This window comes from Legionella bozemanae (assembly GCF_001648595.1).
GTDB lineage: Bacteria > Pseudomonadota > Gammaproteobacteria > Legionellales > Legionellaceae > Legionella > Legionella bozemanae.
Map to the genome: position 1 here is coordinate 58,507 of NZ_LBAW01000010.1, position 21,805 is coordinate 80,311.

Sequence of the window (21,805 nt, forward strand, 5' to 3'; positions counted from 1 at the left end):
AAGCAGACTCTAAGAGGCATTCGGAAATTACTCTAAGGCCATTTCAATAGCAAAGGCCAACGCCAATTTAGAGAAGTTAGTCATATGTTCCAGGCTCAGCCTGTCCATAGTATCTTTAGAACTATGAATGTAAGGGTTGTGATCTTCGAAATTAGACTCACACGGGAATGCAGCTGGAATACCTACTTCATCCCATGATGCATGGTCACTACAGCCATAGCCACATTCTGAATACGCAACCGGAACTTGCACATAATTACTGATTAATTCTGCTACGAAATTACTTAAACTCTCGTCTGTATAATCGGTAAATACCCACATTGTTGGATCTTTGGGATTCACGCGATAACCCGTCATATCAAACTGAATAGCAGCTTTTACCGGAATCGAGTTATCCATAAAATGCTCCACAACGTACTGGGAGCCTACTAAACCTCGCTCTTCAGCGGCATACCAAATAATATAGATTGGACGCTTAAACGTTGTTTTTGACGATAACAAAATGCGTGCCATTTCCATAATCGATGAAGAACCGCTTCCATCATCCCCGGCACCAGGCATACGTCCATCCAGCGTGTCCATATGTGCTCCAATCACTACTGCAGGGGCATTAATGTCTTTACCAATGACAGTTACTAACGAAGGTTGTTTATAATAACTCCCTGTTTTCACGAAAAAGGTTGCTGTATCAGTACGACCACTTGCAACAACCATGTCATCAAAAGTTTTTTTCAACCATTTTGCCGCATCCACACCTGTATCTTTGGTTGCTGAACGATTATGAAATGAAGTAAGTTTCGTCAACGTATTCCAAATATTATCTGGAGTTACATTCTGTAATGCTTCATTGACTTCATCTGGGTGTTTCAGCTCATATACAGTACTTTGCGATAGTGCTGCTTTAATTGTTTTTTTGTGCAGGATTCTTTGGGCAGATTGTTTTTTCGCTGGCAGCAAAGAACCGAGTATATGGTGGCTAACATTCACAAAACGACCGCAATTTACTTGATCTGCCAGATGACTGAGAGCATCCACATCTGCTGCAGGAATATCAATAATCTTAAATTGTTTATTTTCCGCCAAAACCTCATACGGAGTAGCAATTTTTGCTGCAAGGCATTGAGGCACTTGCAACTGTTCATGAACAGGAGCGCTTGCCGCCAAAACATTAGTACTGGCAAGCACTGAGCCCACTGCGATAGAGGTCATCCATTGATTCAAACGCATTTCTACTCCTATGTTAAATTAAATTCTAAGCATATTCACATCGTAAAAACTCACTTTACCTAAATTCTGCGCTTGGATCTACTGTTTAATTTAAGTTTTATTCAATAAAAAAATAACCATATGACTTTTTTTTGGTCTTTTTGCTATTGATAATCATTTTCATTTGCGCTACAGTTTGAACCCCAATCCATTAGTTGAGCAAATAAATGGCAGCAAATAGAAAAAGATTCAAAAAAATTCCTCGTTATGTTGCTCTGGCGTCTCTTACTATCGGCGCCAGTTTAATTCTTGGCTTTCTAAGTTTTGGTGGGATGTATGCATTATATCCTATCTTACCTTTGGCATTTGCTGCTTTTGGACTCTCGGTAGCCTATGAAGGCGAAGTTTATTTACAAAATATTAAAGGAGCTTTTAAAAAAATATTTAAAAGCAATTACTTAGAGAATCATTTAGCTAAAGAATATTTGCTGGAAAATTTTCCCCAAAATACTGATTCTGAAGAGTGTCCTCAATTTTTCAAAGATTATGAAACGCAACTTAATCTCCTGAAGGACTTTAATCATAAACAACTTAATAAAGAAAGCAGAAAACGCAAAAAGCAAATAGAAAAAACGCTGACGGACATGGAAAAATGGTTCGCTTTGCAATTGTTTGCAATCAAAAAAACGCAAAAGGAAGAGGAAGAAGAAAAACTATCCCAATATACAAAATCATTAAGAGATTGGCTGGAAGCTCATGGGCAAAAGGAGTGGCAAGAACGCTTAGAAAAACGGCAATCAACATTTAATTTTGTTAAAGGGTTCAGTCTGGTTGCTGGAATGTTCATGGGGCTTGGTAGTACCTACCTCATTGTGGAAGCATTTAGCGTAATTCCTTTAATGGCCGCCATTCCCTTTGCTTTTTGGCCAATCCTCATTGTTCCCATGGCAGTAGTTGCTGGAGCTGCTTATGGCATGTTGACCTACAATACGATCACCGATCTTATTAATAATGACACCATCAAAAAATGGTTCACAAAGCTCAAAAATGACTTAAGCCAAGGCTTAACAGCTCGTAATGTACTTATGACACTCACTGCTTTATTTTTAGTGAGCTTAGCAATCGCACTTACTATTTGTACTGCAGGTACTTGGTGGACTGTAGCAACCAGTGCCCGTCCTTTATTTGAATGGATGAAAAATATACCCAGTTTTGTGATGGGGATCATCAATCCCATCATCACTGGATTATCCGCTATATCGTTTAATATAGAAAACTCTTCTGAATCTCTGGAAATGGTCTATGAGGCTACGGATCCCAAGACCAATACCACCAATATATTTCAACGCACCTACAAAGCCATTGCCGATGGACTCACCCATGTGTGGGATACTGAAAATTGGTTACAGATGATTAACCCATTCCGTATCCTGTTAAAATTAACAGTTACTCCATTACGTATTCTGCTTTTTTTGGGTCACTTAGTAAGCGTTGCCCTGACTTCAGATCGCATGCCTGGGGTGCCCCAAATAGTAGCTGCTCTTGTGGCAATCATCAGTGAGGGTTTCGAAGATGCGCACTATTTTATTGGCTCAAGTTCTACAACAAAGACATTATTGGAAGAACGTTTGGGTTCAGAAGCAGAGCATAATGAAGATATTCCATCCAAGCTTCTCAAAATAATTGCTTCACCTTTATATTTCCTTGCAGCCGCTTGGGATTGCTTGGCAAGTAAAAAGAATTCAGCTCCAGGTGGTGAAACCGTCCAACCTCAAAAACTTACTTTCAAACAAGCATGGAATAAACAGCTGAGTATACCAGAAGAAGAAAATGGAACATTAGCTAATGACGCAGAGCGCCCCTCAAAAGAATGGAATGTCGAGCATACAGTTTCTCTAATTGAAAAATATGAAAGAAAACACCTTGATACGGTCTGGGTTGGTGAAGAAATCGCAAATGCTAAAAAAGAAGAACTGCAGCAATTAAAAACTAAAGTTCGCGAAACAACATCTAATGATTCTTTAAATAAAGTACTTACAGAAGCAAAAAATAATTCTGTTTATAATCGACATCGTTTATTTGCCATGCAGGACGATGAACCAACTACGACTAAAGAGTTTATTGAGGCATTACCTGAACGCGTTAATGTAATTTAATAAGAATTTCATTAATAAGCGCCACTCCTGCCATCCCTATTTACTAAACATGGGGATGGCACTATCCTCATCCGACATAAAACAGAGACCCGCAGGGGGCGCTTAAAAAACCTCTCCAAAACTGCCATAAAGATGAAACTTTTAAGCACTAGGTCAGATATAATACCAGTCAATGCGCTTTTCTCTATAAATTTCAATTTTGCGATTCGAGTCAATTCCTTTCATAATGACCCTATATTTTGAACAAAGCGCTTTTACAGATAAACTGCTATAAATTTTTTTCTCTATACAAACATGTTTTGGCTATAAGAAATCATTGTACTGCTAGATTATTAGCTCATGAAATTTTTTATATACCGTTGCAATATGGTTATGGAGATATTAACCCGATATACGTTCTGGGAGGAATAATTGAAAAAAATTCTGATCCATACTGTCGCTTTATTTTTTTTCTTTATTAATATCTGCAGTGCTCAACAACGAGAAATTTCGATTACAATTGATGACTTGCCTCTTGTTGAACTTCCCTATGAAATGTTTGAAAATATCGTTCATAGCTTCGTGAAACATCAAGTTCCTGCAATGGGTTTTGTTATTGGTAGTCGAGTCAATAATGAAACCATGAAACAATTTCTGTTATTTAAGCAAAACGGATTGGAGTTAGGAAACCATACTTATTCCCATGTGAATTTAAAACGTGTTTCTTGCAAAGAATACATTCATGATATTATGAAAGCAGATACAATTCTTGCGCCGTTTATGTCACAGCCAAAATATTTTCGTTACCCTTATCTGGCTGAAGGAACATTGTGGCGAAAAAGCATTGTTCGACATTATTTGCGTAACAATAACTATATTGTCGCTCCAGTCACTATTGATAGTAGGGATTTTGAATTTAATATAGAATTAATAAAGCAACTAGGACAAGACCCAACTGCACCATTAACTGATTTAAAAAAACGTTATCTTGAATATGTTTGGCAACGTACATTAACTGCTGAAAAAAATACTCCTGGAAAACAAATCTTACTTCTGCATGTCAATTTGCTGAATGTTTATTTTTTAGATGATTTGCTGCACATGTTTGAAGCTCATGACTATCATTTTATTTCGCTTAGTGATGCATTAAAATCGTAATGAATGATCGTAGATACTGTCTTTAAAAGCAAGATAAATTTTCATTAAAAGCTTGCTTGTTTTTTAAGACAGTATCTACGATTTTTAACAAATTGAGGCCTTACATTTCGCTAGCTTGAGTCAAAAGGGCCTGCTCACACTGCAACAATAATTCCTTAGCATGGGATCGCGTTTGCTCTGTTATTTTTAACCCTCCAAGCATACGCGCTATTTCATCAATTTTTTCAGTAGATTGCAGTAAAGAAATATGGGTAAAGGTCTCTTGATTGTTGCTCCGCTTTTCAACCACAAAATGGTTATTGGCAGCGGCAGCGACCTGAGGTTGGTGTGTGACACAAAATACTTGCAAACGCTCTCCCAATTTACGAAGCATTTGTCCTACGAGGGCTGCTGTAGCCCCACCAATACCTACATCCACTTCATCAAACAATAAAGTAGGTGTCGTACCTTGTTGGGCAGTAATCATTTGAATGGACAAGCTAATTCGCGAAAGTTCACCGCCTGATGCCACTTTACTTAATAAATCAAGCTCCATACCTGGGTTAGTACACACCTTATATTCTACTTTATCCATTCCATGAATCTGCATCTTTTCCAGAGGAGATATTTCAATTTCCACCCGTCCTTTAGGCATGCCAAGTTGTTGAATACTGGCTGTAATTTCCTTTGCCAATTTTTTTGCCTGTATTTTTCGTATCTCGCGTAATTTAAGAGCTGCTGTTTCATAGCTTGCAATCAATTGACTATGCTGTACTTTTAATTGAGCTAGCCGGCGTTCACCATCTTGCAACTCGTCTCGTTCTTTTTGCAAATTTTGTGCATGCGCATGCAGTGTGCTGCTATCAATATGGTATTTTCGAGCAAGTTGATGTATCGCACTCATACGCGCTTCTATTTCATGCAAACGCTCAGGGTCAAGATGAACACGCTCTGCAAATTGCTGCATTTCATCGACTGCTTCTTCACATTGAATCAGCGCACCATTGAGCAACTCAAAAGCATTTTTAATTTGGGATTGTTCTTGCGGCAATTGACCCAGTAAATGCAAAATCTGATTTAAGCTGGAACAAATATTGGGTTCATCCTCAGAATTTAATAAGCTATGTATTTGTTGGCTTTTTTGCAAATACTCTCTTGCATGATGCAACATTTGATGTTCTTGATACAAAGTTTCAATTTCATTTTCATGCAGATTTAATGCGGATAATTCTTCAATTTGAAATTGCAATAATGCGACTCTGTCTTCTTGTTGCTCCTGGCCCTGTAATACATCGATTTCTTGCTGAATTTTCTGGCATTGTTTATAGGCCCGGGAAACCTCGTCAAGTAACGCCTGATTCTTGCCATATTGATCCAATTGTTGACGATGCGTTGCATGCTGCATGAGGGTTTGATGCTGATGCTGCCCGTGAATATGGACTAGTTTTTCGCTTAATTCTTTTATTTTTTGCAACGGGAATGGTTGCCCATTAATATAAGATTTGGATCGACCTTCTGCATAAATCACCCTCCGCAAATAAATTTCGCCATCATCACAAGGAAGATCGTGTTCTGCTAGCCATTGCGCCGGTTCAGATCCCTGACTGACAAAAAATCCGGCGGTGATATCACATTTTTCCTGGCCAGGCCGGATAACCGAACCATCTGCTCTATCACCTAAAGCCAGCATCAAAGCATCAATCATAATCGATTTACCCGCCCCTGTTTCACCAGTGAAGGCAGTCATACCTTGAGTAAAATCTAACTCCAAGTGTTGCACAATCGCAAACTGTTCAATGCACAAAGTTGTGAGCATGTTCTATCCTATCCTTGATGTTTGGATTCCCAACCAAGTTTTGATCGTAATGTATCATAATAGTGATAATCAAGAGGATGTAACAGACGTAATTGATGACCATTTTTTTGAACAGTAACTTTTTGTCCCGGCTTGACCATTCTGGATTCATGACCATCACAACTTATTCGCAAATCCGATTCATTAAAGCGACTGATATGCAGCTCAATTTTAGATTCTCCATCAATAACCAATGGACGGGAGCTTAAGCTATGCGAAAACATGGGCACAAGGACGATTGCATTTAACTGAGGATGCATGATAGGACCACCCGCAGATAAAGCATAGGCAGTAGATCCGGTAGGAGTCGATAAAATCATACCATCAGAGCGATAATGACTCACTAATTGTCGATTGACATAGACTGAGAACTCAATGAGATGTGTTTCCTTCCCGCGCCCTAAAACCACATCATTGAGTGCATCTCCTTCAAAATAAGTATGATCCTCATCGTAAATGCGAGTATGTAAAAGAAAACGCTTTTCTTCTTCATAATAGCCACATAGTACAGCACTCAATTGCGTTTCGAGTTCATGAGGTAAAATATCGGTGAGAAATCCCAAACGTCCCCGGTTAATTCCAATTACCGGGGTATCCACTTTAATCGCCATACGGGCCGCTGAGAGCAAACTCCCATCACCGCCAACCACAATGATTAAATCATTCTTCTTACCCATATCTTCTCTGGGTAATACGGGAATTTTTACATCAAATCCTGTAGACGTATCTACATCTTGATAGATCTGTACCTCTTGTTTTTCAAGAAAATCAATCAAACGGTATAAACTTTCATTTACCCCTTGATTTGCCCTGTGCTGGCGCGCATACAAGATGATCCGTTTGAATTTAACGTTACTCTTCAATGTTTGCTGTTCTTGATGCTTTTTTTCGTTCATGTTCTTTCAATGATTTTTTTCTTAATCGAATCGAATCAGGAGTCACTTCCACCAACTCATCATCATCAATAAATTCCAACGCCTGTTCCAAAGTTAGTTTTACAGCAGGAGTTAATATAATGTTTTCGTCAGAACCTGAAGCACGAATATTGGTTAATTGCTTTTCTTTAGTCACATTCACCACTAAATCATTATCGCGAGCATGAATTCCAACAATCATCCCTTCATAACACACTGTTTGCGGTTCAACAAATAACCTGCCACGATCCTGCAAGTTGAATAAAGCAAAAGCACGGGCCATTCCTTGACAATTAGCAATCAGTACGCCATTTGCCCGCTTCCCTATTCGTCCTCTAATTGCCGGACCATAATGATCATAAACGTGATACATTAAACCGGTACCTGAGGTAGAGGACAAGAATTCATTATGAAAACCAATAAGGCCTCGGGTAGGAATCATATAGTCAAGACGCACTCGTCCTTTGCCATCGGGAACCATATTTTGTAATTCACCTCGGCGCTCCCCTAGCTTTTCCATAATAGAGCCCTGGTGATTTTCTTCCACATCGACAGTCAAATGCTCATAAGGCTCTTGTTGCTCGCCATCTACTTCGCGAATAATCACTTCGGGTTTACTAATCGCCAATTCATAACCTTCACGACGCATCGTTTCAATAAGAATGGATAAATGGAGTTCTCCTCGGCCAGAAACTCGGAATTTATCTGGATCATCACAATCATCAACGCGTAAAGCAACATTATGTAATAATTCCGTTTCCAGGCGCTCACGAATTTTTCGTGAGGTCACAAACTTTCCTTCCTGGCCTGCAAAAGGCGAGTCATTGACTTGGAAGGTCATGCTAATTGTTGGTTCATCCACTGACAGTACAGGTAATGCTTCAACAACATTAGGATCACAAATCGTGTCAGAAATTTTGATGCCTTCAATACCGGTAATCGCAATAATATTACCTGCACTAGCCTCTTCAACCTCAACACGCTCAAGGCCTTTAAAACCTAATAATTGCAATAATCGACCGGTACGAATATTACCCTCTTTATCAATAATCTTGACGGCAGATTTTGCTTTAATTTGCCCGCGAGTGATTCGACCAATCCCAATAGTACCAACATAGGATGAATAATCCAAAGAGCTGATTTGCATTTGGAAAGGACCATTCGCATCGACTTTTGGTGCTTCAACCTCATCAATAATTGTTTGTAATAAAGCACTCATATCCGTAGCTTCATCTTCCAAATTCAACTTGGCATAACCATTTAATGCAGAAGTATAAACCACAGGAAAATCCAATTGTGCATCTGTTGCACCTAAATTATCAAAGAGATCAAATACTTGATCCATAACCCAATGAGGTCTTGCTCCCGGGCGATCAATTTTGTTAATCACCACAATAGGATGCAACCCACGAGCAAAGGCTTTTTGGGTTACAAAACGTGTTTGAGGCATAGGTCCATCCACTGCATCCACCAGTAGCAATACACTATCAACCATCGATAAAATACGTTCTACTTCTCCCCCAAAATCAGCATGTCCTGGGGTATCAACAATATTAATTTGATGATTTTTCCAATACACACAAGTATTTTTGGCGAGAATAGTAATGCCCCGTTCTTTTTCTAAAGCATTGGAATCCATCACGCGCTCAACTTTGGGCGCTCTCTCATTTAATGTGCCTGTTTGTTGCAGTAATTTATCTACTAACGTGGTTTTACCATGGTCAACGTGGGCGATAATGGCAATATTGCGAATCTGATCAATCATAAATAACCTTTGAAGGAAAAAGCAGTGTATTTGTACATAGATTTGACATTATACATCAATAGCCAGCTAAAACCTATCTGCTTCGTGTATTTTAGTATAGCAAAACCTCAATTGCAGCACGTCCAACCTGAGGGTCGAGCAGCCAACAATAGTCTCAATAGAGCAAAATATTTATTTTTGAACATAAAACAGCTTTTTTACCTCCTTGGCATGCTTTATGTATAGCATCTAGACCATCGTATGCGTAGCCCAGAGCTGGACTCCACGTATAAAGTTGCCGACTTTACTTTATTCACTATTTCCACGCAGCAAGGCATTGACTACAAGTTATTTTTTAGCTGCTAAAATAATAGTGAGGGGTAAAAAATAGGGAGTAACTATGAAACAACTAATTTTACATCCCACTGACATTAGCCAATGGCATGCATTAGTTAATGAGGCACAAGTTGCAACGCAGCTGATGTTAACGGAAAATACTGAAAGTTATTTAGTATTTTTATTAATGCGCTTTTCCCAAGGACCTAAACTCATTGAATCCATTGTTGCACTCGATTTTCTTGAATCAATGCATAGGCCAAGAACATTGCAAATGGAATTATTACGCGATGTAGGGGATAAAAGCTTACTCTTTTGTGGACTGTTTCCAGGAATTGCCAAGAGACGTCATGTCAGCCTTGATTATTTTTCTGAAATGGGACAAGCAGCTTATTTAACAATCGGAGAGTTAGAAGGAAAGCATACAGCTGATCTGTACATTCAACTTAGCGAACAATTTCTTACATTAAAACAAATATTACAAGCAATGCGTGGCGAATGTGTAGAACTTATTCAATCAAACCAGGACATCTTATCTTCCATAAAATTTACTTTGCAATAAATAATTTGTTGTAGTTGCAGCCTGGGTGAAGGCAAAGCCGTAACCCAGGAAATCCGAACACAAATCACAGACCCCGAAGTCGCTACGCTACACCCAACTGTACTCTTATCATCCCTTATGAAATAGCATCGTTACATCAATAGGATCAAAAGTATATTTCTTATTGCAAAAATCACATCGAATCGCCACTTCACCTTGCTCCTTTAGTAATTCTTTTGCATCTTCCTCACCTAAAACAGCTAACACCTGCTTCATTTTCTCTAAACTACAGCGGCACTTAAATTGAGTTTTTCGGCTATCAAATATTCTGAGTTCTGTTTCATGATAAAGACGGTAAAGTAATGTTTCGTTATCTAATGTAAGTAATTCATGCCCACTTACCGTTTGCCCTAATTGCACCGCATATTCCCAAAATTGCTCTCTTTGTACCGTATCTTGACCAGGCATTAACTGCAATAACATTCCGGCTGCAGCCTTATCATTCACAGCTAACCAAACTTGAGTGGATACTTGCTCGGATTGAGCAAAATAGTCCATTAAATTCTCACTCATGGATGTTGATTGAATGGGAACCATACTTTGATACGAGTTGGTTTGGTTGTTTTGGTTAATAGTAATAACCATCTGTCCTTTAAGAAACGCAGAGGCATATTCTTCAGTTTCCAAGTTTTCAACAAATTGGGCAAAGCCTCTTACATTAAACTCATGATCACATTGCACCAATAATAAAGGAAGCCGTTTATCACCTTGAAATTGTAAGTTTAAACTGCCTTGAAATTTAATACTGGATGCCAAAAGCAGACACGAAACTATAGCTTCTCCCAACAAATTTTTAACCATTGGCGGGTAGTTCCGTTGGCTCATAATGGTTTGGTACGTATTTTCAATATGAACAATTTCACCACGAATGTTGGCGTGTTCAAAAATAAAGCGTTGAAGGGTATCAGATTCTTTCATAATGGACTCAAAATAAAATTACAACGAACTAAGGTCTGTTGCCAATTCCCCCGGACTTGATCCGGGGCAAAATGGTGCGATTTTAGAACACCGCAACGCAGCATGTATGAAGCATGTGAGTAGCGGAGCACATAAAGTCACCCCATTTTGGCCAAGGTAGTAGAATTTCAAAAGACCCTAAAGTAACTCTCGTGGCTGCGCAAAGTATAACATAATTTTTTTGGAATTTTCCTGGAGAAAAAATTATCTTGGACTATGCTTTTAAAACATCCCTCTGAAAAAATTAAAGGACTAAATCATGATAGATAAAAACATTCTTGCGCCTTTATTCAAAACGATTGACAGAGTCGTTTTTGGTATTAAAGAGCAAAAAGAACCAGAAACCAAACCTGACTTTATTGAAATAGATACCGAGGAAGAGTTTGATGTCGAACGGTCTATTAATTAGTAGTTGATTCACAATACCTAAGCAGGCAATAATCGCTCTTTTTGAGTGAGAAATCTTTAAGATGTTAAATGGCCAACAAATGGCAGCAGTATGTTATATAGACGGACCCTTATTAGTTCTTGCTGGGGCTGGAAGCGGTAAAACACGAGTAATAACGCAAAAAATAGGCTATTTAATTAACACATGCGGCTATGCCGCCAATACAATATGTGCAGTAACTTTTACTAATAAAGCAGCCAATGAAATGCGTACTCGCGTTGCCGCCGTTCTGCCGGCAGCCAGTCGCCGCGGTTTAAAAGTAGCAACCTTCCATACATTAGGCTTAAGCATTATCAAACGTGATTTTACCTTATGCGATCTGAAAAAAGGATTTTCTATTTTTGACAGTGAAGATTGTTTGCAAATCATACGAGGTTTTTTGCCTGCAAATAAAGCAACTGAACGTGAATTTATCTTCCGAATTCAACAACAAATTTCGCGCTGGAAAAATGATCTTCTTACCCCTGAGGACGTCATTAAAAATCGATTAGATACCCCTTGTTATGAAGAAGCTGCTTTGTTGTATCCACGTTATCAGCAAGCACTTAAGGCATATAATGCGATCGATTTTGATGATTTAATTCGTCTTCCGGTCAGTCTTTTAAATGAACATCCTGCCGTATTAGAGTATTGGCAAAACAAAATCCGTCATTTATTGGTAGATGAATACCAAGATTCAAATACCAGCCAATACCTTTTCGTAAAAAAATTAACTGGAATCCAAGCACGCTTTACTGTGGTGGGTGATGATGACCAATCCATTTATGCCTGGCGAGGTGCAAAACCTGAAAATTTGCAACAATTACAGCATGATTATCCACAATTAAAAATAATCAAGTTGGAGCAAAACTACCGCTCGACCAATATTATTTTGCATACTGCCAATCACCTTATTGCCAACAATCAACATCTGTTTGAAAAAAAATTATGGAGTGAATTTGGGCAAGGGGAGCTCTTACGCGTTATTCGTTGTAAAGATGAACAGGATGAAGCAGAACAAGTAGTTGCTGATTTAATCAGTCATAAACTGCGCTGCAGAACTCAATATGGCGATTATGCAATTTTATATCGCGGCAATCACCAATCCCGTGTATTTGAAAAAGTCCTCCGTCATTATAGTATCCCTTATACAATCAGTGGCGGCCAATCGTGGTTTGCCAAGGCAGAAGTGAAAGACGTATTTGCCTATCTGAAATTACTGTGTAATGAAGCTGATGATGCTGCTTTTTTAAGAGTCATTAACACCCCCAAACGCGGCATTGGCGAGGCCAGCCTTGATGTGTTGGGTCATTATGCTCAAAGTAGAGGAGTAAGTCTTTACACTGCAGCAGACCATCTGGCACTTAATGAAAGTATTGCAGAAAAACCACGCGCAGCATTGCTAGTTTTTAAATCCTGGATAGAAGAAATAAAAAAACGCTTAGCCACTGGGTCGATTATTGAGCATTTGAAACAAATGGTAGAAGATAGCGGTTATGAAGCCTACATTTACGAACAATGCGACACCCCGGCAAAGGCGCAAAAAAAGATGGACAATGTCTGGGAATTGTTAGAATGGGTTGGACGTTTATTAGCAAAAAATCCAGAGCAGACCTTGGCAGAAGTGATTAATAAATTAATTTTGATCGATATTCTTGAACAAGCAGACGAACATGATAAGGAGACGGTGCAACTCATGACATTGCATGCATCAAAGGGGTTGGAGTTTCCTTACGTTTATTTAGTGGGTATGGAAGAAGAATTATTGCCACATCGGGTGAGTATTGACGAAGATCAAATTGAAGAAGAAAGACGCCTGGCCTATGTTGGAATTACCCGAGCACAAAAAGGATTGTGTTTTACCTTAGCCAAACAAAGACGTCGTGCGGGTGAGTTGCAAGATTGTTTACCAAGCAGATTCTTGGATGAATTGCCTACGGAACATTTAGAATGGTTTGGCAAAAACAGCGAACGCTCTGAAGAACAATCCAAGAAATTGGCTAAATCACATTTAGCAGGATTGAAAAGTTTGCTGAGTGAATCCTGATTTGAGCTTAATGTAGCCTGGGTGCAGCGCAGCTTAACCCGGGATCGAAAAGCTCATTCATGTCCATAACACCGGGCTACGCTGCACTGCACCGGCTACATTAGAAATACAGCTCTATGCAGAATTCTTTCCTCATTGCTATACTGAATCTATGAAAAAAAATATCATATTGTTCATTGTTTCTTTTGCCATGTTTATGGAGGCAGTGGATACTACCATTATTAACACCGCTATTCCTGTTATGGCGCAGAGTTTAAACGTTAATCCAGTTGATTTGAAATTAGCACTGATCAGCTACCTGTTGAGCTTGGCAATTTTTATTCCGATTAGCGGCTGGATCGCTGATAAATTTGGCATGAAAATCGTTTTTATTACAGCGATCTCTGTTTTTACCTTAAGCTCGGTTTGGTGTGGATTCACTAATAGCTTGGGAGAGTTAATTTGCGCGCGCATCATGCAGGGCTTGGGAGGTTCACTCACCATGCCTATTGGCCGTCTCATTATTTTACGGACTTGTGAACGACATGAATTAATTGCAAAAATGAGTATCGTCGTAATGGTTGCCTCTTTGGGATTAATGCTTGGGCCGTTACTCGGCGGAATTATTACCGATCGCTTTTCCTGGCGTTGGATCTTTTGGGTCAATATTCCTTTTGGGATACTTGCGGTAATTTTATCAAGCAAATTATTGCCTTACATGCCTCCTCGTCCAGTCCCTCCTCTCGATAAATTGGGCTTTGTTCTTTTTGGCAGCGGATTAGCTACCTTAACTTTTAGTTTATCTATGGTCAGCGAATCACATGTTACGATATTACAAATCGTCACTGTTTTTTTTATTGCCCTTCTTCTATTAGGCGGCTATACCAAACACTCCTATAAAAGAAAACACCCTATTGTTAAAGTGGAACTTTTACATACACGTACTTTTTGTGTCTCCATCTTGGGTAATTTATTAGCCCGTCTAGGTTTTGGAGGAGTCCCCTTTTTGTTGCCTTTGCTGTTACAAATCGGCTTAGGCTATTCACCGCGTCTATCTGGCCTATTGCTCGCTCCTATTGCCTTAGGTGTTTTTTTAGTTAAACCTTTATCAGTCTACATATTACGTTGGTTTGGTTATAAAAATTTATTAATTTTAAATACAATGCTGGTAAGTATTTCGCTCTGGTCCTTTTTTTCCATTAATCAACATTCCTCCGTATATGGCATTGCATTTTTGACTTTTGCATACGGCTTTCTCATTGCGCTTCAGTATACAGGTATGAATTCTTTGGCTTATGCCAACATTACAGAAAACAATATGAGCGCAGCGACCAGCATTATGAGTACAACGCAACAACTGGCCCAAAGCTTTGGTGTTGCAGTATCAGCGATCTTGCTGAGTCTTTTCACATATATCTATTCTGAAAATCATGTTTTATCCGTCCAAATATTCCATGATACGTTTCTAATGCTTGGAATTCTTACTTTTTTTTCAGGGATAATTTTTATGTTTCTAAAAAAAGAAGACGGTCTTGAGTTAATTGAAATTCCTGAACATTGATTCGTGTCATGTCTTTTTACTTCCTTAAGGCCATGTCTGCTTTTGCATGAATACGGCTAAAAGATTGCAAAATATTAGAATTTTTAGACAAAATGCTCTATGATATGGGAGCATTATTTTGCTGTTTTCATATTAAATGTAATTAAATGTAAAAAAATTTTAAAATATTTAATAAAAAAACAGCACAATTAATAAAATAATGCTACAATGTCCTGGTAACAATTTAGGAAATTAACATGTCAGAAAAAATTCGTGGTACAGTAAAGTGGTTCAATGAGTCCAAAGGTTTCGGTTTTTTAGAAAGTGGCGGTAAAGATTATTTTGTGCATTTCAGTGCAATTCTAGGCTCCGGGTTTAAAACTCTTGCTGAAGGTGCAACAGTAATGTTCAAACCAAGTAATGGACAAAAAGGTCCTCAAGCTGAAGAAGTTGAAGTAGTCTAACTCAGTTTACTGAAACTCCTTATTCGCTTAAATATGACAGTATTTAAGTGGATGAGGAGTTTTTTATTTAAAATTCTGTAAAATAAATCCCCAGTCAACAAATTATCCCCTACTGCTTATCATTAACGTTTTGATTCTTTTTTCATTTTCATTCGTTATATACACTTACCCCAAAAGTTGCGAACCGTTATGAGTATTTTCGGAAATCATAATGCCGAAGTGACTGGAATAATTAATAAAATAAGTAATAATAAAATGATACACATTAATGCGTTTTTAGTGAATTAAAAACAATCAAATAAATCAGACATGAAGTAATAAGCGAATCCTAGATGGTCTTCTTGTTTAAAAAGAATCTAAGGGTATTTTAGATAAAGAATCTGGTCTAATCTATAAAGGACCTAAAATACAAGGAGTTATAACATGAGTAAAAAAATCGCAGTTATTGTTGGAAGCCTACGCAAGGAATCTTACAATAGAAAAATGGCAAAAGTACTGATTTCCCTGGCCCCTAAGTCATTAAATCTGCAAATTGTTGAAATTGGTGATTTGCCACTATACAACCAAGATCTGGATGATGAAAATAGGCCTCCTGCCCCCTGGGTTCAATTTCGTGAACAAATGAAAACATACCAAGGTGTGTTATTCGTTACTCCGGAATACAATCGCTCAGTTCCTGGCGTACTTAAAAACGCAGTTGATGTAGGCTCTCGCCCTTATGGTAAAAGTATTTGGAGCAAATTACCTGGTGCAGTAATCAGCGTTTCTCCTGGAGCTATTGGAGGATTTGGAGCAAACAATCATTTAAGACAATCATTTGTCTTCTTAGATATTCCCACCCTGCAACAACCCGAAACATATATAGGCATGGCAGCAGATTTATTTGACGAACAGGGAAACATCAAAAAAGAAGACACGCAAAAGTTCTTGCAAAAATTTATGGATGCTTATGCCGATTGGGTTGAACTAAATACTAAGGGCTAATTCTCAACAAAAACACTGTGTCGCTTATAAGCATGTTAAAGGAATCCAAAAAGGATATAGCTTTTTTGGTATGCCATCGCAACTAATTTTTTGATGTTTTGAGCCGATCAAAAGCTGGAGAGCATTATTGTTTCCATAATTGTTTTTTGAATTGCTAAAGGTCAAAAACCTCAATTTTTGACAGAAACACCTTATAAATGGTTTGAAATGTGAGAATTAAAAAGCCATAATGTATGTTATAGAACCTTGGGTTGATTGAGGTACTATTCTAAAACCATAATGTATGTTAGTAGACCTTCAATGTAATGAGGTGTTTTATGAGAAAAATATTATTGGCTTCTTGTTTCCTGTTTACTTCAACCGTTTTTGCAGATGACTGCACTTTCAATTTAACATTTAATTCGAAATGGGCTAATTTCAAAAATTGGATTATTATCATCACCGATATCTCCAATCCTGATGTTAAAGAAGTAGTAGGAGGACCGCTTCTATCTTATGGAAAATATCCGGAAAGCAACACATTAACAGTAAAAGTACCAAATTGCACGAAAAGCACGCAACTAGGCCTTTTTGCCCATGGTCCTGGGAAGTCTACCAGTACTGTCAATGAAACATCTAATAACACCAGTAATACCGGCTTTAAAGTTCAAGCCTTTGCACCCAATAGTTTCTTGGAAGGAATGTCCCGTTGCGTGGGTGATATAAGTCCGCAAGATAAAAAAAATATAGAGTTAATTGTGGGAAGTATTGGCGATCCTGGTGACTTCGCATTTACGACTAAACCTACAGGTAATGAACCTGATTCCTGGACAAAAGCTCAATTAGGTGTCGTTTGCCAAAACCCTCACGTAACTACTGTTGACTCAGATGATACTGCGGACTAGCTAGTTAGCTTAGGTGTGTTGGCATTTCATATACCCGGGAAGCCACCCAAAAGAAATGTCAACATAGCCTAATAAACTCATAATTCATTTACAGAGCGATTCTTTATTATATTAACTTAATAATTACTCCTGCTCCCATTTTTATTTTTTTCCAAGATCCATTATGATGCAAACACCAATTAACCATATGAAAAAATAGGGAATAACAGAAAAAGAATTCATATATGAAACAACTTAATTACCCTACCTTAATTGGTGTTTTCTTAATTAGCTTCTCCATATTAGTCCTGGAAATCACCTTAACAAAGATATTTTCTGTTACCTTATGGTACCACTACTCTTATTTTGTTATCTCTTTAGCGATGTTTGGTATGGGGTTTGGAGGAATGTTAGTCTATCATTTGGAAGAACAATTTAAATGCTCCATTAGGAAAAATTTATACATCCTCAGCATTATTCTTGCATTGAGTATCATCTTAAGCTTGTATGCAGTTATTGTTTATCACTTACCTAGTGCAATCAATTGGCAAAGCATAGTACAATTTACAGGTGTGTATTTATTATGCACGGCACCTTTTGTCTTCAGCAGCATGATCCTTTCTCTATTGTTTTTAAATTTACCTGATAAGGCAAACATAATTTACAGTTTCGACTTACAAGGCGCCGCAATTGGTTGCATTGCTTGTGTGTTATTGATTAGTTGTTTTACAGCACCACAAGTCTTATTAATTGCAAGCTTAACCTCTGTTATTGCCGCTATTTTATTTGAGCTACCAAAAATTCGTAGTTATTCAATAGTACTTCTGGTTGCCAGCTTTTTGCTTGTCCTCATCGGCAATTCTTTATTTAAAGTGACTCAAACTAAAAATTATTCCGAGTTACAGTACACTAATCTTTATGAAAAGTGGTCCCCACTGTCTCGCATTACTGTCTCATCTGACATATATTTTAGAGGTTTACATGATGAATCTCCATTCGGGTGGGGCCTAAGTAGCACCTATAAACCAAAACACGAATTTAAACAGTTGTGGATTCAGCAAGACGCGAGTGCGTGTACGCCAATTGTTCCCTTTCATGGTGATTACCAAGAAGTTGATTTTTTAAAATATGATATTACTTCATTACCTTATTATTTAAGAAACAATGCCGATGTATTTATCCTGGGTGTGGGTGGTGGCCGTGATGTATTAACCGCATTAGCTTTTGATAGCAAACAGATAACAGGCGTGGACATTCATCCAGTAATGGTTGATTTGATCAAAAATAAATATGCTAAATACGCTGGAAATATTTATAATAATGACAAGGTTCACGTTGCTGTTTCTGAAGGCCGCAGTTATCTCGAAGTTGAGAAAAAAACCTATGATATTATCCAAATCCCTTTAATTGATAGCTGGGCTGCAACCGTAGCAGGTGCTTTTGCTATGGCAGAAAATAGCATTTACACGGTTGAAGCATTTAAAACCTATTTAAAATTTTTAAATCCTACTGGCATATTAAGCGTTACCCGTTTCTATTTTCAACCAGACAATCAAACAATCAAAATCGTTTTGCTTGCTCGAGTTGCTCTTGAACAAAGCGGGATTACTTCTCCAGAAAAAAATATAGTCATCGTTAAAAATAAAGGAAATAATAATATCGATGTAGCAACCGTATTGGTTAAAAAAAAGCCTTTCTCTGCGCAAGAAATAAATGAGATTAAAGAAATAGCCCATAAATTAGCATTTGATATTGTTTATCTTCCTTCTGGGAATAACAATGAAACACTCTTCCAAACGGCACTAACCACTAAAAATCTTAATCAGTTCACAGAGAACTATTACTATGATATTAGGCCAACTACCGATGATAGACCATTCTTCTTTCAAATGTTCTATTTTTCCAAGGTTAAAGATCTCTTGTCAGATAAAAAAATTACCGGGCAAATATTTAACTATTATGGCGTAAGCATAGTGTTTATTTTACTCATAACTTCTACCATATTAGTTCTATTATTCTATTTTTTGCCGCTGTTATTATCCAAGACTACAACTAAGCCACCTCTCTTATGGGGATTGTATTTTTCATTATTAGGCTTAGGTTTTATGTTAATAGAAATGCCCATCCTCCAAATTGGATCAGTTTATTTAGGAGGACCAACTTATGGGTTGGCCGTAGGCTTGTTTTGTTTGCTATTTTTTGGCGGCCTAGGCAGTATTTTATTTAATTCTCCTCAGCCCGAACAGACTGATCGCGTTTTAAAAAGAGGTTTAATTATGGTGGTACTCTTGGCTATAGTTTTACCTTTCTATCTGCATTGGTTAATGGATGTTACTTTTGGGTACAACTGGTATTTAAAGTTGATGCTCATTGTCCTCATTCTTTTTCCTTTAGGACTATGCATGGGAATTGCCTTACCTTCCGGGATGCGCTTAGCCCGTTATCAAAACACGAAAAGCATTCCCTGGTTTTGGGCGTTGAATTGTGCCTTTTCAGTTTTGGGATCCATCATTGCAATGGCAATGTCTATGATATTTGGCTACAGCATCACTTTAATTTTAGCTTCAGTAATGTATTTGCTTGCCTGGATGCTCATTTTTTACAAATGAGATAACCAAATCACCCATTTATTTAGAGGCTGGCGAAAAATCAAAACTACGGTTAAAGAAATAAAGACAGCGTATCGATCCATATAATAGACAACCCCGGAACTTATTTCAGGAATAATTGGTTTTAAATGACACAGCCAACGCTTTAACGCAATACATACCGGTAAGTAGAGTAACAACACAATTTCCCCAAATAGTCGTATCTCAGGAAAATTGCCTATCATGAGTAAAGCAATAAAATAAAACAATAAAACATAGCGTAAAGGCCTGAATAGAAGAGGTATATAATCATAAAAAGCAAACCAAAATAAAGGCAGTCCTGCAAAACAAAACATAAACAATAAAATATGCTGCAAGTTTAATAACCAAAACAAATTTACCTGAAAATGGGTATAGTGACTCGATCTAAAGTACCATTCCAATAAAACTCCTGGAGTACCATGCAAAAAGGATAAGACAAGCCAACGAGCAAGAACATAAGCTACGAAAGCAAAGATCAATTGTTTATAAACCAAATGCAGATTTTTCCAATGTAGGGCTGGAATAATTAGGACCAACAGAAGACTGCTTTCACGGTTAATAGTAGCGATAAATAGTAAAGGAACAAAATAAAGCCAATTCGAACGAAGACAAAGATATAAACCCAGAGCGAGAAAAAAAAGAGTAGGTGTATCGTAATAAAAGAAGAATGTGGCAGGGCCATCAGTAGTATATCGATAATTAACCACTGTGGTTAGAGGTAATAAAAGAAGAAATAACCAGCTCAGTAATTGTGATTGCTTTAGGCTAAATTCATATTGCAATAATCTCAACAGGGCAAAATATAATAAGCTGATAAACATCCACTCAATTAAGAAAAATAATTTTTCCAGCTCAATAGGAAGAAAATAGGTCAAAAAATTAACCAACAATGGAACAAGTAGCCGTTGCCCAAAAGGCATCGGAGTTGAAAAATTAACTACCTTATCTAATTCTACCTTATAAAAAACCCCAGTCAGCTTAACATGCATGTAGGCATAACCTAGAAGTAAAACAAACGTGATAAATCGCGTTTTATACCGGAAAATGTCCTCATTCATGCTGCATTCCTTCATGCCCTGAGTATTAGTTTGAATAGTGAACTCATCATAAATATTACGCCTCTACACCTTGTGATGCACTTCGACTTATTTGACAACAATCGTCACCAATTAAGTATCTGAAATTAAAATTTTGAATTGGATAGGAGACTCATAATAAATATTAACTTATTAGCACTGGATAGAGTCAATAATATTTTTCAATTATCCTGAATTGCAAAGGATGCGTTAAACACTGCGTATCCTAAAATGGAGCAATAAAAACCGAGCTTCCATTTTAGCCGGCTCACTATCCTTATGACAGAGTTAAGTATGTTTTCAGATTCAAAAACAGTATAATTATTTCCCATATGCTGAGCCTGCACAAAGTAAAATAGGTGGAAAATAGGAACATAAAGAGGTAAATTGCACGAATTACCGCTATCAGTAAGAAATAAGAGAGAGAAATTATGCAAAATACAGAGCTCGCAGAAGATACATCCATTGTCAGTTCTTTTCCCATTGCGATCATCACCAGTGTTTTCAATCGAGACGTTACAAAAGCCTTGCAAGAAGGAGCGATATCTCAACTCCTAAAACGTGGCTTTAACGAAAAAGACATCAAGTCATTTGAGGTTCCAGGAGCGGTAGAGATTCCATTAGTTGCAAAACGTCTGGCCATGCAAAAAGCGGTACAATCAATTATTAGCTTAGGTGCAGTGATTCGTGGCGAAACCAGTCATTATGATCTGGTGTGTGATATGGTAAGCCAAGGATGCTTGCAAGTCTCATTGGAATATAATATTCCTGTTCTTTTTGGCGTACTGACCACAGATAATGAAGAACAAGCATGGGACAGATTAGGGGGAAAAGCTGGGCATAAAGGCGTAGATGTAGCCAACGCTGCTATTTCATTGCACCAAACATTAAGTCAACTGTAAAACAGGCA

At 37.8% G+C, this 21,805-nt stretch carries 17 protein-coding genes; 11 read left to right on the plus strand and 6 right to left on the minus strand.

Features of this window, described 5'->3' with window-relative positions; genetic code table 11:
• Window positions 1-27: 27 nt before the first annotated feature.
• The gene (lapA, locus tag A8O27_RS09125; protein WP_058458945.1) at window positions 28-1,227 is read right to left on the minus strand and encodes an aminopeptidase LapA; all 1,200 of its coding nucleotides are present in this window, start codon (window positions 1,225-1,227) and stop codon (window positions 28-30) included.
• A gap of 206 nt (window positions 1,228-1,433) precedes the next feature.
• Between lapA and A8O27_RS09130 the strand changes: the two genes are divergently transcribed.
• Both A8O27_RS09130 and A8O27_RS09135 read left to right on the plus strand, forming a co-directional pair.
• Window positions 1,434-3,362, plus strand: a complete 1,929-nt coding sequence (locus A8O27_RS09130; RefSeq protein ID WP_058458944.1) for a hypothetical protein — start codon at window positions 1,434-1,436, stop codon at window positions 3,360-3,362.
• A 411-nt stretch (window positions 3,363-3,773) separates the two neighbouring features.
• Window positions 3,774-4,499, plus strand: coding sequence for a polysaccharide deacetylase family protein (locus A8O27_RS09135; RefSeq protein WP_058458943.1), 726 nt, complete (start codon window positions 3,774-3,776; stop codon window positions 4,497-4,499).
• Between the two features lie 100 nt (window positions 4,500-4,599).
• Here A8O27_RS09135 and recN read toward each other — a convergent pair whose 3' ends face one another.
• Genes recN through typA form a run of 3 tightly spaced genes read right to left on the minus strand, consistent with a single transcriptional unit; the run spans window position 4,600 to window position 9,012 of the window.
• Window positions 4,600-6,294 (minus strand): DNA repair protein RecN, encoded by a 1,695-nt coding sequence (recN, locus tag A8O27_RS09140; protein WP_058458942.1) that lies wholly within the window; start codon window positions 6,292-6,294, stop codon window positions 4,600-4,602.
• A gap of 8 nt (window positions 6,295-6,302) precedes the next feature.
• Window positions 6,303-7,229, minus strand: coding sequence for an NAD(+) kinase (locus A8O27_RS09145; RefSeq protein WP_058458941.1), 927 nt, complete (start codon window positions 7,227-7,229; stop codon window positions 6,303-6,305).
• Complete coding sequence (gene typA, locus A8O27_RS09150) at window positions 7,186-9,012, minus strand: translational GTPase TypA (protein ID WP_058458940.1); 1,827 nt, start codon at window positions 9,010-9,012, stop codon at window positions 7,186-7,188. The genes A8O27_RS09145 and typA overlap by 44 nt, the downstream gene beginning before the upstream one ends.
• 379 nt (window positions 9,013-9,391) lie before the next feature.
• Here typA and A8O27_RS09155 point away from each other — a divergent pair, with 379 nt between their 5' ends.
• Entirely contained in the window at window positions 9,392-9,889 is a 498-nt protein-coding gene (locus A8O27_RS09155; RefSeq protein ID WP_058458939.1) for a hypothetical protein, read from the plus strand.
• A gap of 108 nt (window positions 9,890-9,997) precedes the next feature.
• On the opposite strand, the gene hslO is transcribed toward A8O27_RS09155, so the two are convergent.
• Window positions 9,998-10,846, minus strand: coding sequence for an Hsp33 family molecular chaperone HslO (gene hslO, locus A8O27_RS09160; RefSeq protein WP_058458938.1), 849 nt, complete (start codon window positions 10,844-10,846; stop codon window positions 9,998-10,000).
• A gap of 298 nt (window positions 10,847-11,144) precedes the next feature.
• Here hslO and A8O27_RS19020 point away from each other — a divergent pair, with 298 nt between their 5' ends.
• The 7 genes from A8O27_RS19020 to A8O27_RS09190 all read left to right on the plus strand — a co-directional run bounded on the left by A8O27_RS19020 (window position 11,145) and on the right by A8O27_RS09190 (window position 19,798).
• On the plus strand, window positions 11,145-11,294 hold the full coding sequence (locus A8O27_RS19020; protein WP_165482448.1) for a hypothetical protein: 150 nt from the start codon (window positions 11,145-11,147) through the stop codon (window positions 11,292-11,294).
• A gap of 61 nt (window positions 11,295-11,355) precedes the next feature.
• Window positions 11,356-13,359: a UvrD-helicase domain-containing protein gene (locus A8O27_RS09165; protein WP_058458937.1), complete on the plus strand. Its 2,004-nt coding sequence runs from the start codon at window positions 11,356-11,358 to the stop codon at window positions 13,357-13,359.
• A 151-nt stretch (window positions 13,360-13,510) separates the two neighbouring features.
• Window positions 13,511-14,899 carry a DHA2 family efflux MFS transporter permease subunit gene (locus tag A8O27_RS09170; RefSeq protein ID WP_058458936.1) on the plus strand — a complete coding sequence of 463 codons (1,389 nt, stop codon included), beginning with the start codon at window positions 13,511-13,513 and terminating at the stop codon, window positions 14,897-14,899.
• 236 nt (window positions 14,900-15,135) lie between these two features.
• Window positions 15,136-15,342, plus strand: coding sequence for a cold-shock protein (locus A8O27_RS09175; RefSeq protein ID WP_028382507.1), 207 nt, complete (start codon window positions 15,136-15,138; stop codon window positions 15,340-15,342).
• A 423-nt stretch (window positions 15,343-15,765) separates the two neighbouring features.
• The gene (locus tag A8O27_RS09180; protein WP_058458935.1) at window positions 15,766-16,326 is read left to right on the plus strand and encodes an NADPH-dependent FMN reductase; all 561 of its coding nucleotides are present in this window, start codon (window positions 15,766-15,768) and stop codon (window positions 16,324-16,326) included.
• 317 nt (window positions 16,327-16,643) lie between these two features.
• Complete coding sequence (locus tag A8O27_RS09185) at window positions 16,644-17,210, plus strand: hypothetical protein (RefSeq protein WP_058458934.1); 567 nt, start codon at window positions 16,644-16,646, stop codon at window positions 17,208-17,210.
• 224 nt (window positions 17,211-17,434) lie between these two features.
• Complete coding sequence (locus A8O27_RS09190; protein ID WP_058458933.1) at window positions 17,435-19,798, plus strand: spermine/spermidine synthase domain-containing protein; 2,364 nt, start codon at window positions 17,435-17,437, stop codon at window positions 19,796-19,798.
• On the opposite strand, the gene A8O27_RS09195 is transcribed toward A8O27_RS09190, so the two are convergent.
• Complete coding sequence (locus tag A8O27_RS09195) at window positions 19,789-20,877, minus strand: hypothetical protein (protein ID WP_058458932.1); 1,089 nt, start codon at window positions 20,875-20,877, stop codon at window positions 19,789-19,791. The two genes, A8O27_RS09190 and A8O27_RS09195, sit on opposite strands and share 10 nt — an antisense overlap.
• A 449-nt stretch (window positions 20,878-21,326) precedes the next feature.
• Here A8O27_RS09195 and ribH point away from each other — a divergent pair, with 449 nt between their 5' ends.
• A complete protein-coding gene (gene ribH, locus A8O27_RS09200) occupies window positions 21,327-21,797 on the plus strand; it encodes a 6,7-dimethyl-8-ribityllumazine synthase (RefSeq protein WP_058458931.1) in 471 nt (156 codons plus the stop codon).
• The last annotated feature ends 8 nt before the right edge of the window (window positions 21,798-21,805 follow it).

Excerpts from the sequence above, each read along its gene's own strand:
- A8O27_RS09175 (WP_028382507.1), top strand. The coding sequence starts at position 15,136 with ATGTCAGAAAAAATTCGTGGTACAGTAAAGTGGTTCAATGAGTCCAAA.
- A8O27_RS09180 (WP_058458935.1), top strand. The coding sequence starts at position 15,766 with ATGAGTAAAAAAATCGCAGTTATTGTTGGAAGCCTACGCAAGGAATCT.
- typA (WP_058458940.1), bottom strand. The coding sequence starts at position 9,012 with ATGATTGATCAGATTCGCAATATTGCCATTATCGCCCACGTTGACCAT.
- lapA (WP_058458945.1), bottom strand. The coding sequence starts at position 1,227 with ATGCGTTTGAATCAATGGATGACCTCTATCGCAGTGGGCTCAGTGCTT.
- A8O27_RS09170 (WP_058458936.1), top strand. The coding sequence starts at position 13,511 with ATGAAAAAAAATATCATATTGTTCATTGTTTCTTTTGCCATGTTTATG.
- A8O27_RS09130 (WP_058458944.1), top strand. The coding sequence starts at position 1,434 with ATGGCAGCAAATAGAAAAAGATTCAAAAAAATTCCTCGTTATGTTGCT.
- A8O27_RS09155 (WP_058458939.1), top strand. The coding sequence starts at position 9,392 with ATGAAACAACTAATTTTACATCCCACTGACATTAGCCAATGGCATGCA.
- ribH (WP_058458931.1), top strand. The coding sequence starts at position 21,327 with ATGCAAAATACAGAGCTCGCAGAAGATACATCCATTGTCAGTTCTTTT.
- A8O27_RS19020 (WP_165482448.1), top strand. The coding sequence starts at position 11,145 with ATGATAGATAAAAACATTCTTGCGCCTTTATTCAAAACGATTGACAGA.
- hslO (WP_058458938.1), bottom strand. The coding sequence starts at position 10,846 with ATGAAAGAATCTGATACCCTTCAACGCTTTATTTTTGAACACGCCAAC.
- A8O27_RS09165 (WP_058458937.1), top strand. The coding sequence starts at position 11,356 with ATGTTAAATGGCCAACAAATGGCAGCAGTATGTTATATAGACGGACCC.
- A8O27_RS09195 (WP_058458932.1), bottom strand. The coding sequence starts at position 20,877 with ATGAATGAGGACATTTTCCGGTATAAAACGCGATTTATCACGTTTGTT.
- A8O27_RS09185 (WP_058458934.1), top strand. The coding sequence starts at position 16,644 with ATGAGAAAAATATTATTGGCTTCTTGTTTCCTGTTTACTTCAACCGTT.
- A8O27_RS09145 (WP_058458941.1), bottom strand. The coding sequence starts at position 7,229 with ATGAACGAAAAAAAGCATCAAGAACAGCAAACATTGAAGAGTAACGTT.
- recN (WP_058458942.1), bottom strand. The coding sequence starts at position 6,294 with ATGCTCACAACTTTGTGCATTGAACAGTTTGCGATTGTGCAACACTTG.
- A8O27_RS09190 (WP_058458933.1), top strand. The coding sequence starts at position 17,435 with ATGAAACAACTTAATTACCCTACCTTAATTGGTGTTTTCTTAATTAGC.